13 protein-coding genes are annotated in these 15332 nt (G+C 66.9%); 8 read left to right on the top strand and 5 right to left on the bottom strand.

Going from position 1 to position 15332, the window contains the following annotated elements:
- Nucleotides 1–34 precede the first annotated feature (34 nt).
- Nucleotides 35–838, top strand: a complete 804-nt coding sequence (locus HARCEL1_RS07625; protein ID WP_108381988.1) for a CBS domain-containing protein — start codon at nucleotides 35–37, stop codon at nucleotides 836–838.
- A gap of 27 nt (nucleotides 839–865) precedes the next feature.
- On the opposite strand, the gene npdG is transcribed toward HARCEL1_RS07625, so the two are convergent.
- The gene (gene npdG, locus HARCEL1_RS07620; protein ID WP_108381986.1) at nucleotides 866–1531 is read right to left on the bottom strand and encodes an NADPH-dependent F420 reductase; all 666 of its coding nucleotides are present in this window, start codon (nucleotides 1529–1531) and stop codon (nucleotides 866–868) included.
- A gap of 55 nt (nucleotides 1532–1586) precedes the next feature.
- Complete coding sequence (locus HARCEL1_RS07615) at nucleotides 1587–1958, bottom strand: 30S ribosomal protein S8e (protein WP_108381984.1); 372 nt, start codon at nucleotides 1956–1958, stop codon at nucleotides 1587–1589.
- A 127-nt stretch (nucleotides 1959–2085) separates the two neighbouring features.
- Here HARCEL1_RS07615 and HARCEL1_RS07610 point away from each other — a divergent pair, with 127 nt between their 5' ends.
- Nucleotides 2086–2541, top strand: a complete 456-nt coding sequence (locus HARCEL1_RS07610) for a DUF2240 family protein (protein ID WP_108381981.1) — start codon at nucleotides 2086–2088, stop codon at nucleotides 2539–2541.
- Nucleotides 2542–2551: 10 nt separating this feature from the next.
- On the opposite strand, the gene HARCEL1_RS07605 is transcribed toward HARCEL1_RS07610, so the two are convergent.
- A complete protein-coding gene (locus tag HARCEL1_RS07605; protein ID WP_108381979.1) occupies nucleotides 2552–3928 on the bottom strand; it encodes a UDP-N-acetyl glucosamine 2-epimerase in 1377 nt (458 codons plus the stop codon).
- Between the two features lie 133 nt (nucleotides 3929–4061).
- On the opposite strand from HARCEL1_RS07605, the gene HARCEL1_RS07600 reads away from it, so the two are divergent.
- Nucleotides 4062–4478, top strand: a complete 417-nt coding sequence (locus HARCEL1_RS07600) for a hypothetical protein (RefSeq protein WP_159077056.1) — start codon at nucleotides 4062–4064, stop codon at nucleotides 4476–4478.
- 13 nt (nucleotides 4479–4491) lie between these two features.
- Here the strand turns inward: HARCEL1_RS07600 and HARCEL1_RS07595 are convergent, their stop codons facing one another.
- Both HARCEL1_RS07595 and HARCEL1_RS07590 read right to left on the bottom strand, forming a co-directional pair.
- Nucleotides 4492–6408 (bottom strand): cellulase family glycosylhydrolase, encoded by a 1917-nt coding sequence (locus tag HARCEL1_RS07595; RefSeq protein ID WP_159077055.1) that lies wholly within the window; start codon nucleotides 6406–6408, stop codon nucleotides 4492–4494.
- Nucleotides 6409–6548: 140 nt separating this feature from the next.
- Nucleotides 6549–7160, bottom strand: coding sequence for a VOC family protein (locus tag HARCEL1_RS07590; RefSeq protein WP_108381972.1), 612 nt, complete (start codon nucleotides 7158–7160; stop codon nucleotides 6549–6551).
- 167 nt (nucleotides 7161–7327) lie between these two features.
- Here HARCEL1_RS07590 and HARCEL1_RS07585 point away from each other — a divergent pair, with 167 nt between their 5' ends.
- The 5 genes from HARCEL1_RS07585 to HARCEL1_RS07565 are packed head-to-tail and all read left to right on the top strand — an operon-like array spanning nucleotide 7328 to nucleotide 15330.
- Nucleotides 7328–9076, top strand: a complete 1749-nt coding sequence (locus tag HARCEL1_RS07585) for a metallophosphoesterase (RefSeq protein WP_233357311.1) — start codon at nucleotides 7328–7330, stop codon at nucleotides 9074–9076.
- Entirely contained in the window at nucleotides 9073–11784 is a 2712-nt protein-coding gene (locus HARCEL1_RS07580) for an AAA family ATPase (RefSeq protein ID WP_108381970.1), read from the top strand. Before HARCEL1_RS07585 ends, HARCEL1_RS07580 begins: the two co-directional genes overlap by 4 nt.
- Nucleotides 11784–13049, top strand: coding sequence for a DNA double-strand break repair nuclease NurA (locus HARCEL1_RS07575; protein WP_108381967.1), 1266 nt, complete (start codon nucleotides 11784–11786; stop codon nucleotides 13047–13049). Before HARCEL1_RS07580 ends, HARCEL1_RS07575 begins: the two co-directional genes overlap by 1 nt.
- Nucleotides 13046–13699: a hypothetical protein gene (locus tag HARCEL1_RS07570; RefSeq protein ID WP_108381965.1), complete on the top strand. Its 654-nt coding sequence runs from the start codon at nucleotides 13046–13048 to the stop codon at nucleotides 13697–13699. The genes HARCEL1_RS07575 and HARCEL1_RS07570 overlap by 4 nt, the downstream gene beginning before the upstream one ends.
- Entirely contained in the window at nucleotides 13699–15330 is a 1632-nt protein-coding gene (locus tag HARCEL1_RS07565) for an ATP-binding protein (protein WP_108381963.1), read from the top strand. The genes HARCEL1_RS07570 and HARCEL1_RS07565 overlap by 1 nt, the downstream gene beginning before the upstream one ends.
- The last annotated feature ends 2 nt before the right edge of the window (nucleotides 15331–15332 follow it).

Below are 15332 nucleotides of genomic sequence, written 5' to 3'. Positions count from 1 at the left end.
GCATTGATTCCGGTGCCGGCCAGACCTGCGACGAATGACGACGATCGCTCCCGAGTCCGCGACGGTCGAGGAGTACATGACACGGGCGGTCGCCACGGTGCACCCCGACGACACGGTCGCCGCGGTGGCCGAACGAATCGCCGCCCAGGACGAGTACAGCGGGTTTCCGGTGACCGACGACGGTCACATCGAGGGGTTCGTCAGTGCGAGTGACCTCCTGTTGGCCAACGACGAGAGTGCGATCGCGACGGTGATGAGCCGGGATCTTCTCGTCGCTGCGCCGGAAATGAAAGTCGACGCCGCCGCGCGTGTCATCCTCCGCTCGGGGATCCAGCGATTACCCGTCGTCGACGAGGCGGGCGATCTCATCGGGATCATCTCGAACGCGGACGTCATCCGCAGCCAGATCGAGCGCGCCACGCCCGACACCGTTGCCGAACTCAAATCGACGATCGAACAGGCCCACGGCGTCGAGACCGACCAGGCCCGCCGCGACGTCTCGATCGACGAGTTGCGGCCGACCCAGTCGAAAGTGTACGGCGACGAGCTCCAGGGCCGACAGTACGAACTCCAGCGCGGCCTGGCCGAACCGCTGGTCGTCGTCGACAACGACGGCGAGTTGTTGCTCGCTGACGGCCACCACCGCTCGACGGCGGGCCGCGAACTCGGGATCGAACAGATGGAGGCGTACGTCATCGAGACCGACGAGCACGTCGCCCTCGAACTCGAAGAGGCCGCCGCGGACGCCGGCGTCGACCGGATCGCCGACGTCGAAATCGTCGATTACGCCCGCCACCCGCTGATCGAGTCGACCGAGCGGTTCCGCGACGACGAATAGCGTCGGCCGTGGTTTCGGTCAGTTCTTCTACTGGAAGCGAACGCCCAGTTGGTCGAGACCGTCCGTGTTCTGTGCGACGTTGATGAGAAGCGGTGTCACCGCCTCGATTTCGGCGGCGTTGGCGAGTGGGCCGGCGTCGACCGGGCGAAGCCCTTCGACCGCCTCGAACAGGGCGGCGACCCGGGCTTTGGGCTCCGTGGGCCCGACGAGAACGGTGTCGATCCCCAACTCGGCGTCCAGATCCGCGAGTCTGGCCGCCGGAAGCGTGTGGGCCGCGCCGACGACCGCGACGCGATCCGGCGCGGCGCTCGCGGCGAGTTCGGTGACGCTGCCCGCGCCGGGCCGGTCGTAGTGCATGCCCGCGTCGTCGCGGCTCATCCCGACTGCGGGCGTCACGAGAACCGTCTCGTCGTCGAGACCGTCGGTGACGCTCTCGATCGTCTCGCGGAGGTGATAGGGCGGGACCGCCGCGACGACGATGTCGGCTGCCGCCGCGGCCGCCGCGTTGGCGCGCCCGTCGATATCGGCGGCGCGACCGTGCTTGTCGAGTTGGGAGCGATAGGTCGCGGCACGCTCGGCCGCCCGCTCCGCGTCGCGTGACCCGACGATCACGTCGTGATCGGTGTCGCGCGCGAATCTGAGTGTCAGTCCCTCTCCGATGTCACCGGTGCCACCGAGGATCGCGATGGTCATAGCTCGCGGTTCGAGACTGTCGGGAAAGGTCCTGACGGTCGCGGCGAACAGTGGCTCAGTCGACGAGGACGGCGTTGACCTGGCCGTCCTGTCCGGGCCGGGAGGTGACCCGCGCCTGGCCGACGTCGGTGTCGACGATCGCGCCTTTCGTGACGATGTTTCGGCGCGCGTAGTTTGGATTGGCGGCGTTCTCGACGACGTTCTCGATGGCGGCCTCCTCGACGGTGTCGCCGTCGGCGACGCTGGCGACGTTCGTGCGGATCGCACGCACTTTCTGGGTCCCGCCGTGGGCGTCGATGGTCTTCAGTGTCGGCTCGCCGACCTGCGGTTCGGTCGGTTCGCTGCCAAGGTCGGATTTGCGCTTGTCGCGAACGGGGCGGCGACGACCGCCGGTCCGTTTCCGGTCTGAACGGCCCTGGAATTGCATAGTCGAAGGAAGTCCCAGCCCGTACTTGAACCCCTCGGATGGCGACCGGTGCGTTTAGGCCCGACGCACGCGATCGATCTGGCGTGTTCCGAGTCCGCTGGCCCCCCATCCGGGTCGGGAGGGCACGATGAGTCTCGAAGGTACCGTCGCCGCACCCTATCGCGATCGCGGGACGACCGCGATGTCGAAAAGCGAGTTCGTCGTCGCGCTCTCGCTCGATCGCGACTGGTTCTCACCGGATCAGGCCGAGCGCGTCATCGACGTCGCCCGATCGGAGGGCCTGCTCGACCAGGACGACGACACCCTCACGATCGACATCGACCCCGCCACCGTCGACTTGCCCGAGGGGTTCGTCCCCGACGAGTCGATCCTCCAGCAGCGCTCGACGTTCGAACGCGTCCTCGAACGCGTGACGAGCGCGGGTGTCGAGAAACGGACCGCCGTCGCCGAAATCAATCGTCTCCAGGGCGATCTCGCGGTCCCGATCGAGGCCGCCGCGGTGGTCTACGCCAGACAGGAGGGCGTCGCGCTCGGTGAGTTGCCGGCGACCGTGCTGGCCGACCTGGGCGAGACCGGCGAGTGAACGACCCGCCTCAGAGATACGCGAAGTCCTGATCGCTGCTCTCGAAGCCGACGCGTTCGTGCGCCCAGTCGAACGGCTCCTCCTCGCGACGCTCGTCGAGAAAGTCGACGATGGTCTCGCCGACCGCATTCCCATAGAGTTTCGGCCCGGTCTGAATCCGCTCGCGCACGCTGTCGGTCTCCAGGACGTACTCGATCAGATCGGTGACGTACTCGCCGCCGATCGGCGGGACGAGCAGATTGGTCTCGGCCTCGAAGACCGTCTCCGGGCGGTCGGTGTTGTACCGTGCGGTCAGACAGATCGCCTCGTCGATCTCGTTGAGTTCCTCTTGCATGCTGCCGGAGTCGGTGAACTCCGCGAGACACTGCCCCGAGCGGAGGAACTCGTAGACGTGGGCGTGTTTCTTCCAGAGCCCGGTAAACAGGAAGTTCTCGCGCTCGTCGGCCAGTCGCTGGAGCCGATCGCGATAACCGTAGTTTTCGAGGGCGGTCTTCGTCGCGTGCAACTCCACGAAGTTGACGTTGTAGCCGTCCTCGACCAGTGCGATGACCGCCTCGACGATCGCCGTGAACCGTTCGGGCAACAGGTTCGCCCGCCGGTGGATGTCGACCCGGAGCCAGTCGTCGCGCTCTTCGAGGACGGGATAGACGTCGAAGACGCTCCGGTCGAGGTCGTCGTCGCCTTTCATCTCGATGGCGTCGACCACGGAGTTGCCCACGACGGGGATGCGCTCGCGGCCGTCGACCGCGCGGGGATACCCCTCGCGTTCGAGGTGCTCGCGGTTCAACTCGACGGGCGCGAACTGATAGATCGACGCCGCCGACCCGACGAACGTGTCGTACTGCTCGGGGAACGGTTCCGCACGATTGATCGACCACTCGCCGGACCACTGGGCGTCGACGAACGCCGCGGGATCGGCGTGGTCGTCGTAGTCGGGCGACATCCCCCGGAGACCGGCCTCGTTGTGCGCGACGGCCTGGTTGGTCGCGAACATCCACGCCTGCGGGACGATCCCCGCCGCGTGAGTGTCGCCGTGGACCATCGGCAGCACCGTCGTGTCCGGCCAGTCCTCGTCGAGGCGCTCGGCGAGCGCACCGATCCGTCGGTTGACCTGTGCGGTCTTCTCGGTCAGTCCTCCACGGATGCCCAGATCGACCGCGACGCGCTCTTCGAGGTCGTACTCGCTGAGGCCGTGGCCCACGTGATCGTCGTAGTGCTGGCCGGTGTGGAGGACGAACACCGGGAGGCCGCGTTCGATCGCCGCGGTCACGACCGGGGCCTGCTTGTAGAAGTCGGGCTTGGTCGCGGTCACGACGGCGAGCACGAACTCGCCTGCGTCCATTTGCCGGGCGAGTCGGTCGTCGTGGACCGTCATCCCGTCAGTCATGTATAGGCGAACGCTCGCCCAGGCCGACCTTTGATGTGTCGGTTCCCGAATCCGGGGTGGGCGACAGCCACTCGTCTGACGGTCGTCTGACGCGTCGCCCGGGTTTATGGTTCCGTACCGACCAGGGAGACGTATGGCCGAGTCGCCGTTCGTCGCCGTCGACATCGAACCGATCGGGCGCGCCCGTCCGATCGGAGACGCGACCGCCCGGATCGACCTCGATGCCGACCGCTTCGAGGGCGAGGGACTCCGGGGCATCGAGTCGTTTTCGCACGCCGTCGTCGTCGTCCACGGCGACCCGCCCCGGTGGAACGACGTGACGGCCGCGGGCGATCGATTTCGCTGGGCGGGGCCCGCACCGTCACCGCTGGCGGTGACCACCGGGCGGATTTCCGACGCTGGCGACTGCTGGATCGACCTCGGTGACGTCCATCTGGGCGAGCGACGACCGGTCGTCGACGCCAAACCCTACATGAAAGAGTTCGGTCCATTCGGGCCGGAGAGCCAGCCGTTCTGGCTCTCGGAAGTGGGCCACGACACGTCGGACTGAACCGATCACGCGGTCAGACCATCTCGAACAGCGCGAGGACGTCCTGTACGTCGACGGTGCCGTCGCCGGTGAAGTCGAATCGCCGGTCGTCTTCGATCCCCGCTGCGGTGATGCGCTGGAACAGTTCGTTCACGTCGTTGAAATCGACTTTCCCGTTCTCGTTGACGTCCTCGTACAGGCCGTCACCGTCGGGGTCGGTCGGGTTGTACTCACTCGGGAACGGGACGCGGTCGTCTTTGTGCTCGGCGAGTGTGTCTTTGACGTACTGGCCCATGTTCGGATCGTCCCAGAGTTCCCACTCGCAGGGCAACTCCTCGCAGTTGACCGGGAACTCGTCGTCGGGCGTCTCGTAGTAGTTTCCGTTCGTCAACTCGAAGTCGCTCTGATTCGTCGTGATGGGCTTGAACATCGTCGGGAGCCAGCGATTGTCGGCACACCACGCGACCCAGGAGATGCGGTCGTCGGACTCCATCGCCTCGATGAACGGTTTGCCGTAACTTTCCGTGCTCTGCTGGGGTGGAATGGATCCTCTGATCCACTTGTCGATCTCTATCTGGTCGTCGTACAGCACCTGATCCGCGTACTCCCGGTCGAACCACCCGAACTCGGTGACTGCGACGGGGTGAACGTCCATCGCTTCCTGCAAGCCCTGGGATTGTTCGGGCTCCCAGCAGCCCTCGCCGACGCACTTCTCGTTGAGCCAGTTTGCTTCTCTGCTGACTCCGTGGCCCGCGTAGTTGTGCCACGTTATCGAGAGGTTATCGTCGGGCAGCGGTCGCCAGTGGACGGCCTGCGTGGCCTGACACCAGCCAGGGAGCCCCATCATGATGTGGGTGTCCGGCGTGTGCTCCCGGATCGTGTCGATGAGTGGCGTGGCGAACTCGTCGACGAAGGTGTGCCACAGCGGTTTCATCATGTAGGCGCCGTAGTCCTCGACTGGCCCCCAGATGCCGGGCGCGGTCGGTTCGTTGAACGGCTCGAAGACGACGTGGGGTTCGTCGGCGTACCGCTCGGCAACGGTGTCCCAGAACATCAGGGCCTCGTCGACCAACGCCTGGTTGACCTCCCACTGGGTGTACGGCGTCTCGCCGCTGTCGATCATCTCCTCGGTGACGTACTCGGCGTCCATGCTGTTCCGGAACGTCTGGTCGACGTAGCCCCAGGAGGCCGGGTGATCCGTTCCGTAGAACGCGTTGGACGCCCAGTAGTTGGTGTACTCGCTGTCGTACGGCAGGTGGTTCTCGGCCTCGGCGGCGCCTTCGGGCCCCATCCCGGTCGGACCCGACCCCTCACCGTCGCCCGGCGGCTGTTCGTGCCAGTGGCGGTGGAAGTCGACGATGCAGTAGACGCCGCGCTCCTTGCAGTGTTCGACGACGGGGTCGTAGTACTCTTGGAGATACGTTTCGAGTTGCTCCTGAGTGAACGCCGGTGGCTGCGGCGGACGCTGAAGCGTCCGATCCATCGTCATGAACTCGTTGGTCTCGTTCTCGATGACCTCGGGCGCGAACTCCTCCCAGGTCGGGCCCGTGTTCCCGATGGGGTGCTCACCGATGTCGCACGGTTGGGCCGGAATTCGGATGGCCCGCGGATGCCACCCGTTCGTCGTGTCCGTGATCATGTTGATCAGGCCGTTCATCGTCTTGCCACGCATCTGCTCGGTGATGGCCATCCGCTTTGGATCTGGCACGTTCAGGCCACGGATCGTGAACACCTCGCCGGTGTCCCCACGCACGATCCGGTTGTCCGGATCGACCGCGAGTGGCGCGAACGACTCGATCGAGGCGTCGTCGATACTCGTCGCCGCGCTCGCGAGGCCGGCCCCAGCGCCGACCGCCAGCGCCCCCGTCACGGCCCCGCTCTGCAGGAATCGCCGCCGCGAGACGTCCGTTGGTTCCGCGCGATCCCGATCGCCGTCGTCGGTGTGTCCCATAGTCATGATGATCCCCCGAAACGGACTGCTCCCCTCCCGCCCACAGGCGTGGACGATGTCTCAATAATAAAACTGAATACAGATATTATTTTGGGAGTCGTTCGTCGCGGAGGAATTCGGGACGCCGGCGGCCGACCGAACTACCGGGTGTCCGCACCCGTCGCGGCGTCGGGCAACTCCGCGGCGGTCGCCTCGATGCCTAACTCGTCGAGTGCGGCTTCGAGATGCTCTTCCTCGGCGAACTCCGCGCCCGCCTCCTCGCGGATTTCCTGGGCTTTCGCGAGCACTTCACCGCGGCGGTCGGCGGGCACGTCGTACTTGTCGGTCGCGAGTTCGATCACGAGGCCGTTGTGGTCGGTGGTGTATGCCGAGTAGAAGATCCCCCGGTCGAAGACGTTGTAGCCGTGGCCGGCGTCGTCGAGCGCCGTGAGCACCTCCTCGAACTCGCCTGGATCGACCGAGAAGGCGAGGTGGTGGACCCCGCCGGTCGGCGTCGGCTGTCGCCCGCGATTCGACTCGCGATCGGGATTGACGAACACCGTCAACAGTCGCCCGTCTCCGATGTCGAAAAACAGGTGCGTCTGGCGGCGGTCGTCCAGGTTCGGCTGGCGGAGCACCAGCGGCATTCCGAGGAGGTCGCGATAGAACGCGATCGTATCCTCGGCGTTCGATCCCCAGATCGTGACGTGATCGACGCCCGTCGTGCGAAACGGACTGTCGGGCGGGTCGGCGGTGACTGGCTCGTCGGTCATACGTGCTCATCGCCGCCTCAGCGGAAAGTCCTGCTGGCGGCCCCCGGGTTCGGCCGATACCCCCAGGCACTTCCGCCGCGGTTGGCGGTGCTTTATGCGTCGCGGGCTCACAGATCCGTCCGACCTGGCGGGCCCACAAGACGGTCCGGGTCCGCCTCCATCCAACGATGCCGACGATCACACACTTCGCGGACACACACCTCGGCCACCGCCAGTACGGACTCAAACAACGTGCAGACGACATGCTGTCGACCACGCGCACGACCATCGACGCCATGCTGGCGGACGATCCCGACGCGATCGTCCTGCCCGGCGACCTGTTTCACTCGCGGGACCTCCGACCGAAGGTGCTCCATCGGATCGAGCGCGACCTCGATCGGATTCCCGACAGCGTGCCGGTACTCGTCTCGCGAGGCAATCACGACGAGAACCTCACGCCACGCGAGGTCACCTGGCTGAACTACCTCCACGAGCGCGGCCAGATCGTCTTCTTGCGCGCGCACCTCGATCCCGACGCGACGACCTTCGAACCCTACGATCCCGCCGGTCCCGGCCAGGACGCTGGCTTCTACGACGTCGAGGCCGGACTGGACGGCCCGATCCGTGTGTTCGGGTTGCAGTACCGCGGTGCGAAAACCGCTCGTGCACTCGACGCCGCCGCCGACGGGATTCGCGCCACGAACGCGGCCCACGGCGACCCCGCGATGGTCGTCCTCCTGGCGCATTTCGGCATCGAGGAGGAGGTGCCCTCGCTCGGCGGATCCATCTCGCATACCGATCTCGATCCGGTCCGCGAGGTCGTCGATTACCTCGCGCTCGGGCACATTCACAAGCGCTACGAATCGGGCGACTGGATCTACAATCCGGGATCGCCGGAGGCCCACTCCACCCGGGAGGGCAGCGACGACTGGGACCACGGCTACTATCGGGTGTCGATCCCTGGCGACGGAGACGGCGCGAGCGATTCGGACGGCGCGATCGACGGGCAGGCCGAGGTCGATGGAGACCCCAGTTCCGCCTTCGCGGTCGAGCACGTCCCGACCAAGCGTCGTCCCTACTATCGGATCGTGATCGACGTGACGCCGCACGACTCGGCGGGCGCGTTGACGAGCGCGGTCCACGATCAGGTCCGGGCCGAACAGTCCGCGATCGACGCCCACTGCAGTCAGGACCGATTCACGGCGCGTGGTGACCCCCGAGCGCCGATCGTCGATCTGCGGTTTACCGGCACGTTGCAGTTCGAGCGCGGCGCGTTCCGCCCGGACGAACTCGCGGACTGGGTCGAAGATTCGGTCGGCGCGCTGTACGTCCAGGTGAACACCGGGATTCGGACGGCGTCGGTCCAGGAGTTGGTCGCTGACATCGACGAACCGGTCTTCGAGGACGGCCGGCTGAACACCGATGCGCTCGAACGGCGGGTCTTCGAGACGATCGCTCGGGAGTCACCGTACGACGACCACGCCGACGCGGTCGCAGACGTGCTCGACAGTGCCCACCGGATGGCCCAGGTCGACGAGGCCCCCGACGACGTTCGTGACGCGGTGAGTGCGGCCCGGCGCGAGTTGTTCCCGGATCGCGCAGACGAGGTCGTCCTCGACATCGAGGAAGACCCGTTCGACGACGGGGACGCTGCCGGGGAGTCGGCTGACGACTCCGTGGTGCCGACGGCCGCCACTGGCGGTCAGGGGCCCGACACCGGCGACGAGACCGATTCCGTGGCCGTCGACGACCCGGCGACGGGCGACGACGGGCCGGGCGACGAGAGCGACCCGAGCGCGTCCGACGAATCGAGAGACGGTGACGACGCCGATGCGGCCCAGACGACGACCGACGACCCGCCCGGGGCTGCCGAGAACACCGGTGAGTCCGAGGACGCGGGCCCGACACTCACGGATTACACGGAGGCCGATCGATGAAGATCACCGAAATTGCCCTCGAAGACATCAAATCGTACGAGGGCCGGACGACCGTGCCGTTCGACGGCGGCGTGACGGCGATCCTGGGCGAGAACGGCGCGGGCAAGTCGACGATCCAGGAGGCGATTGGGTTCGCGCTTTTCGACTCGCTGCCCATGACGAATAGGGAGTTCGTCCGCGAGGGCGCGAGTTCGGGGACGGTCGAAGTCACCTTCGAGCAGACGACCGACGACGGCGTCGAGCGATTCCGCGTGACCAGATCGGCCGGCCGCTCGTCTCATGGCGTCCACCGGTGGGACGCGTCGACCGAGGAGTGGGTCGATCTGGATCTCGGTACGGTCACCGAACTCCGCGAGTGGCTGTGTGCTCGCTTCGGCGTCGAGGACGGCGACGCGCTCCAGAGTCTCTGGGAGTCCTGTATCGGCGTTCCCCAGACCCGATTTCTCTCGGATTTCGCCCAGACGCCGGCGAATCGGACCCGCACGTTCGATGCGTTGCTCGACCTGGAGGCCTACGAGGAGTCCTGGGAACGGCTGAAACAGGTTCCCGACGCGATCGAGGCTCGCGAACGCGAAGTGCGCGACGAGATCCAGACGCTCACCGGGGAGGTGCAGTCGCTGCCCGACGAACGCGAGCAAGCGGCCGCCCTGCGTGAGGAGATCAGCGAGATCGAGGCGACGATCGAGGAGCGCGAGTCCCGGCTGGCCGAGACACGCGAGGCCCACGACGAACTCGACCAGTGCCAGGACGCGATCGAGGACCTCGACCGCGATCTCGATCGCCTCGATCAGCAGATCGACGCCACCGAGAGTGAACTCGCGACTGCTCGCGAGGAACTCGACGCCGCCCGAGAGGCCGCCGAGACCTGTGACGCCACCCGTGACGATCACCAACGGTACGTCGCGGCCGTCGAGCGCCGTGAGGAACTCACCGAGCGTCAGTCCGAACGGGACGCACTGCGAGAGCAACACAACGACGTCGAACAGACGATCTCGGGACTCGACGCCGACGTGGAGCGTCTGGAGGAGGTCGCTGACCGACTGGACGCGGCCAGAGCGACGATTCAGGAGACTGCCGAAGATCGGGCCCGGTACGAGGCCCTCGACGAACGACTCGACGCGCTGGACGACCGCGAAGCGGAGGCCGAGCGGCTTCGTGAGCGGATCGCAGACCTGGACGACGAGATCGAACGTCTAGAGGCCAACATCGCGGACACGCGTGAGACCGTCGAGACGATCGAGTCCGAGCGCGAGTCGACGCCCGATCCGGATTCGATCGTGAGCGAGATTCGCGAGCGTGAAACGCAGCGCAAAACCCTCGCTGCCGAGCGTGACCGCATCGAGGCCCAACTCGACCGCCTCTCGGACACCGCCGTCGACGCCCCCTGTCCGACCTGTGACCGCCCGCTCGACGCCGAGCATCGCGAGGCCGCGATCGACCAGCGTCAGGAGCGTCTTGAGGAAATCGACACGGAGCGGGCGACGCTCGCGGCCGAGATCGACGACCTTCGTGAGCGCCACGAGGCCGCCCAGGAGGTCCAGCGTCGCGTCGACACCCTCGATCTGCACCGCGAGAAACTCGAATCGCTCGAAACCGAACACGAGTCGCTGTGTGAGGAGCGCAGCGAGGCCCGCGAAGACCTGGAGGCCATCGAAGACGACCTCGAAGACCGGTCGGCCCTCGCCGCCGAGCGCGACGCCCTCGAAGACGCCCACGAGGCCTACGAGACCGCCGTTTTCCGGCTCGAAGAACACGGCGACGTCCCCGATCGGCTCGACGAGGCTCGCGAACAGTTGGCCGAGGCCGAAGAGCGCCGCGAGGCGATCGAGGCCCAACTGGCCGACTACGAAACCCTCGACGACGACCTCGACGCGGTCGCGGAGACGATCGCCGCGACCGAGGACGCTCACGAGACGTTCGTCGCGAACCGACAACTGGCAGAGACCGTCGCGGATCGCCGCGAGACAGTCGAACAACTGGACGCGACACTCGACGACCTGCACGACGAGCGCAGCGATCTCGCGGCCGACCTCGACGACGCGCGCGAGGCGTTCGACGCCGAGCGATTCGAGGAACTCCAGGCGACGATCGAGGACCTCGACGCCGAGATCGAACGCGCTCGCGGGACGGTCGCGACCAAACGCGAGCGCCTGGCCGACGTTCGCGAGGAGATCGACCGGCTGGAATCACTCGTCGAGGACCGCGCTGCGTCGATCGACGACCTCCGGGAACTCCGCGCCGACGCACAGTTCGCCGCCTGGATCCGCGAGAACGTCCGCGAGGCGGGCCCGAAGCTCCGCGAGATCATCACCGAGCGGATCGGGGCGCGCGCGAACGAACTGTTCCGTACGATCCGTGGCGTGGCCAGCGAGACCCTGGAGTGGACCAGCGACTACGAAATCGTCGTCCACGACGCCGACGTCCGAAAGTCGTTTTCGACGCTCAGCGGCGGTGAGAAGATGGCCGCCGCGCTCGCGGTCAGGCTGGCGATCCTCGAACAGATCGCTGCCGTCGGCGTGGCCTTCCTCGACGAGCCGACGGCGAATCTCGACCGCCAGAAAAAGCGCAATCTCGTCACACAGCTCAAACGACTCGACAGCTTCGAGCAACTCGCGGTGATCAGCCACGATCGCACGTTCGACTCGATGACCGACGCGACGGTCTCCGTCGAGAAATCCGGGCAGGCCTCGGAGGTCGTCCTCGACTGATGGCGCTGGACGAACGACGCGTCGCGGCCGCACTCGATGCGAACGCCGGGGCGATCGAAGCCTATCTCGACGACGACTCCGACCGGATCGCCCGGTATCGCGATGCCATCGAGCGCCTGCCCACCGAGTGGACGAGCGCGGAGATTCGAGCGGCGCTCGATGAGCACTCCTATCCGGGGGCGGTCCCGACGCCGGCGTTCGATGAGAGCGAGAGTTTGATCGTTCCCCATCGGGCGAGCGACGCGTTCGATCACCACGAGGATGTCAACGCGTGGGCTCGGGAGGTCCTGCAAGACGTTCCGGTGCTGGCGGTCGATGGCTCCCAACTCCCGCCGACGACGCAGTTCTCCGTTCCGCTCGCGTACGTCCAGTCGGCGTGGGCACTCAACTACCACCGCCCCGAGGGTCGCCTCGACCGCGATATCGAGGGCCGACTGCTCACGCCAGACGCGATCACGCGAGAGTCCGACGAGGGCGACTACCGGTTCGTCGACTCCCAACTCGTCGGGCACGCCCGGTTCGAACACGAGGGCTGTGTCCTCGTCGACCGGATCGCCGCGCTCGCGGCGGCCCGCGACGCTGGCGAGTTGGACCGCCCGCCGGTCGCGATCTACGACGGCCCGTTGATCGCCTCCTTTGCGAACCCGCTGGCCCCCGAGACACGCGATCGGTATCTCGAGACGCTGAGTCGCGTGATCGCCGCGAGCGAGTACCACGAGGTGCCGCTCGTGGGCTACGTCGCGGATTCGAGTGCGACCGAACTCGTGAAGATGGTTCGCCTGCTGGAGCCCGACCGGTTCGCTGACGATCGAGTCGTCCCAGACGCCCACGTACTCGCTGATCTGACGAGCCCCTGGGGCGATCGGACGATTCCGTTCGTCTCGAAACGCGACGGCAGCGTCGACGCCCTCGAAACGACCTATCGAGGCGAGGCGTACGCCTTCGAGGACGACATCTGCTTTTCGTATCTCGACGTCCCGCCGGGGTCGGCGCTCGACCGGATCGAGTTCCCGGGGTGGCTCTGTCGCGCAGACGGGCCCGCGGGCTACGAGACGATGTTCGAGTACACCGTCGCGGTCGTCCGCGCGGAGGCGGGCGTCGGCCGGGGCTATCCCGAAATCCTCCAGCAGGCCGACAGCGACGCCGTGCTCGATGGTGCGGATCGCCAGCAGTTCCAGCGCTTGGTCGGCCGCTGGGCCGAATCGAACGACGTTCCACTCGAATGGACGGCGAAAGCACGCAGTAAGGAGCTCAGACGACGATGACAGACGACTCCCACTCAGACACGACCCACGAGCCAGTCCGGATCGGCAGCATCCTCTCTTCGAACAGCCACCTCGATTACACCGTCGAGGTGTTCGGTGATCGCGACTGCGAACGGCCGCCCGAACCACACGAACGCGAGTTCGGCCAGCCAGTCTATATCGCGACAGAGATCGACGGGACCCAGCGGGCCGTCGTGGGCGTGATCTACGACACCCGCCTGGTCGACCCCGATCAGGGCCGAACGGGCCCGCGTCTCGCCCAGGACGACCAGGCGCAGTTCACGCCCGCATACGTCGAGGAGCGCACCACCCTCGCCGGCGTCGCGCTGCTCGGGACCGCTCGCCTGGGCGACGATGGCACGATCAGCGATCCGAGCCACCAGATGCCACGCTGGACCCTGTCGGTCGACGACACGGTCAGGGCCTGTCCCGACGCGATGGTCCGGGCGTTCCACCACGTCGACGGCGACCTTCGCCTGGCGTACGTCGACCGCCTGCTCGAAGTCGCGGGCGATCTGGGCGCGGAAGTCGTCGAGGCGCTGATCGAGCGCCTGCGCGGCCTGGATCTCGACGACGAGTCGCGGCGCGTCCTCGACGTCGTCGACGAGCAGGTCACCTGGCAGGCCCGCCAGCAGCGGGGGCTGGTCTGATGGCCGACCCCATCGGCACGGTCGCCGGGCCGGGCGACGGCGCCAACGAGTTCGTCTTCGTCGCGCCCGCCGAGGAGTCGATCAAGACCGGTGAGTTCGTCACCTACACCGTCGCGGTCGACGGCACCGACCGGTCGGTGATCGCGCGGGTCACGAATCGCGAACTCATTCGCGGACTCCCGGACGGCTACCTCGCTGATCCGGGCGTCGGGCCCGAGACCGTCGCGGCGACGCTGGGCGCGAGCGACGACACCGAACTGTATCGCCTGCGCGCGACCGTCGTTGGCTACTACGACACCGACATGACGACGTTCGCGAACCCCCGGCAGTTGCCCCGGCCGGGCACGCCGATCGCGATCGCGCCGGATCGCCAACTCGAAACCGTCCTCCCGAACCTGGGGTGTGCGACCGACTCCCGGGACGTCACTACCCTCGACGGCATCGCGGAGGTGGGCTGGCTGTTGAACCGGTCGGCGGGCGCGACCACCGTTCACCTTCCGATCGAGGAGTTCGTCTCGACGCACCTGGCGATCCTCGCAGCGACCGGCAGCGGGAAGTCGTACACCGCCTCCGTCCTGATCGAGGAGATGATGCAGCCCGACGCCCGGGCGTCGCTGCTGGTCTTCGACCCCCACGGCGAGTACGACACCCTCGCGGAGATGCAAGGCGCGGAATCGTTCCAGGGCGCGGACGGCTACGAGCCCGACGTCGTCTATTTCGACCCCGACCGACTCCACGTCCGGATCTCGGAGCTGACGATCGGTGACGTGATGGCGATCCTCGACGATCCGAGCAATCGGATGCAGGAACGCCTCGCCTCCGCGTGGCGAGCCATGCAGCGCGCGGAGAGCCAGACCTGGGGGGTCGACGAACTCGTCGCGGAGATGGAGCGCATCTACGGGGCCGACGATCCGAGCGTCGGGGCCCTGGAGTGGCGACTCCGCCGGTCGATCCAGCGCAACGCGCTCTTCGATCCCGAGCGGAACGTCCCGCTCGACGACATCGTCGACCCCGGCCAGTGTACCGTCCTCCAGATGGACACACTCGACCGGTGGAACCAGCAACTCGTCACGACGGTCCTGCTGCGTCGCCTCTATCGTGAGCGCCTCGACGCCGTCCGCGGTCGGGAGTCGTCGATCGAGCACCCACTCTTTGCTATCTTCGAGGAGGGCCATCGGTTCGCGCCGTCGGGTGGGGACGCGCCGTCGCTGGGGATCATGCGAAAGATAACGTCGGAGGGCCGCAAGTTCGGGTTCGGACTCGGCATCGTCAGCCAGCGCCCCTCGAAGATCGATCCGGACGTGCTCAGCCAGTGTGGCACACAGGTTACGATGCAGATCAACAATCCGGCCGATCAGGACGCCATCGAACAGTCGGTCGAAGCCGCCGGCGAGGACGTGCTGCGCGAACTCCCGGGCCTGACACCCGGCCAGGCGATCGTCTCGGGTGACGCGATGAACACGCCCGCGTTGATCCAGGTTCGGGAACGACTGACCAGTCACGGCGCGTCGAGTCGCGAAGTGATCGAGGAGTGGCGCGAGGCCTACGACCGCCGCCGAGAGGAGCCGTCGCGATCGGAACTGGCGGATTTCGGCGGCGGTGAGTCGACGGGCCCGCAGTCGCTGGACTGATC

This window comes from Halococcoides cellulosivorans (genome assembly GCF_003058365.1).
GTDB classification, from domain to species: Archaea; Halobacteriota; Halobacteria; order Halobacteriales; family Haloarculaceae; genus Halococcoides; species Halococcoides cellulosivorans.
The sequence above is the reverse complement of the archived record's forward strand: the minus strand, read 5'-3'. Positions and strand labels throughout refer to the sequence as shown.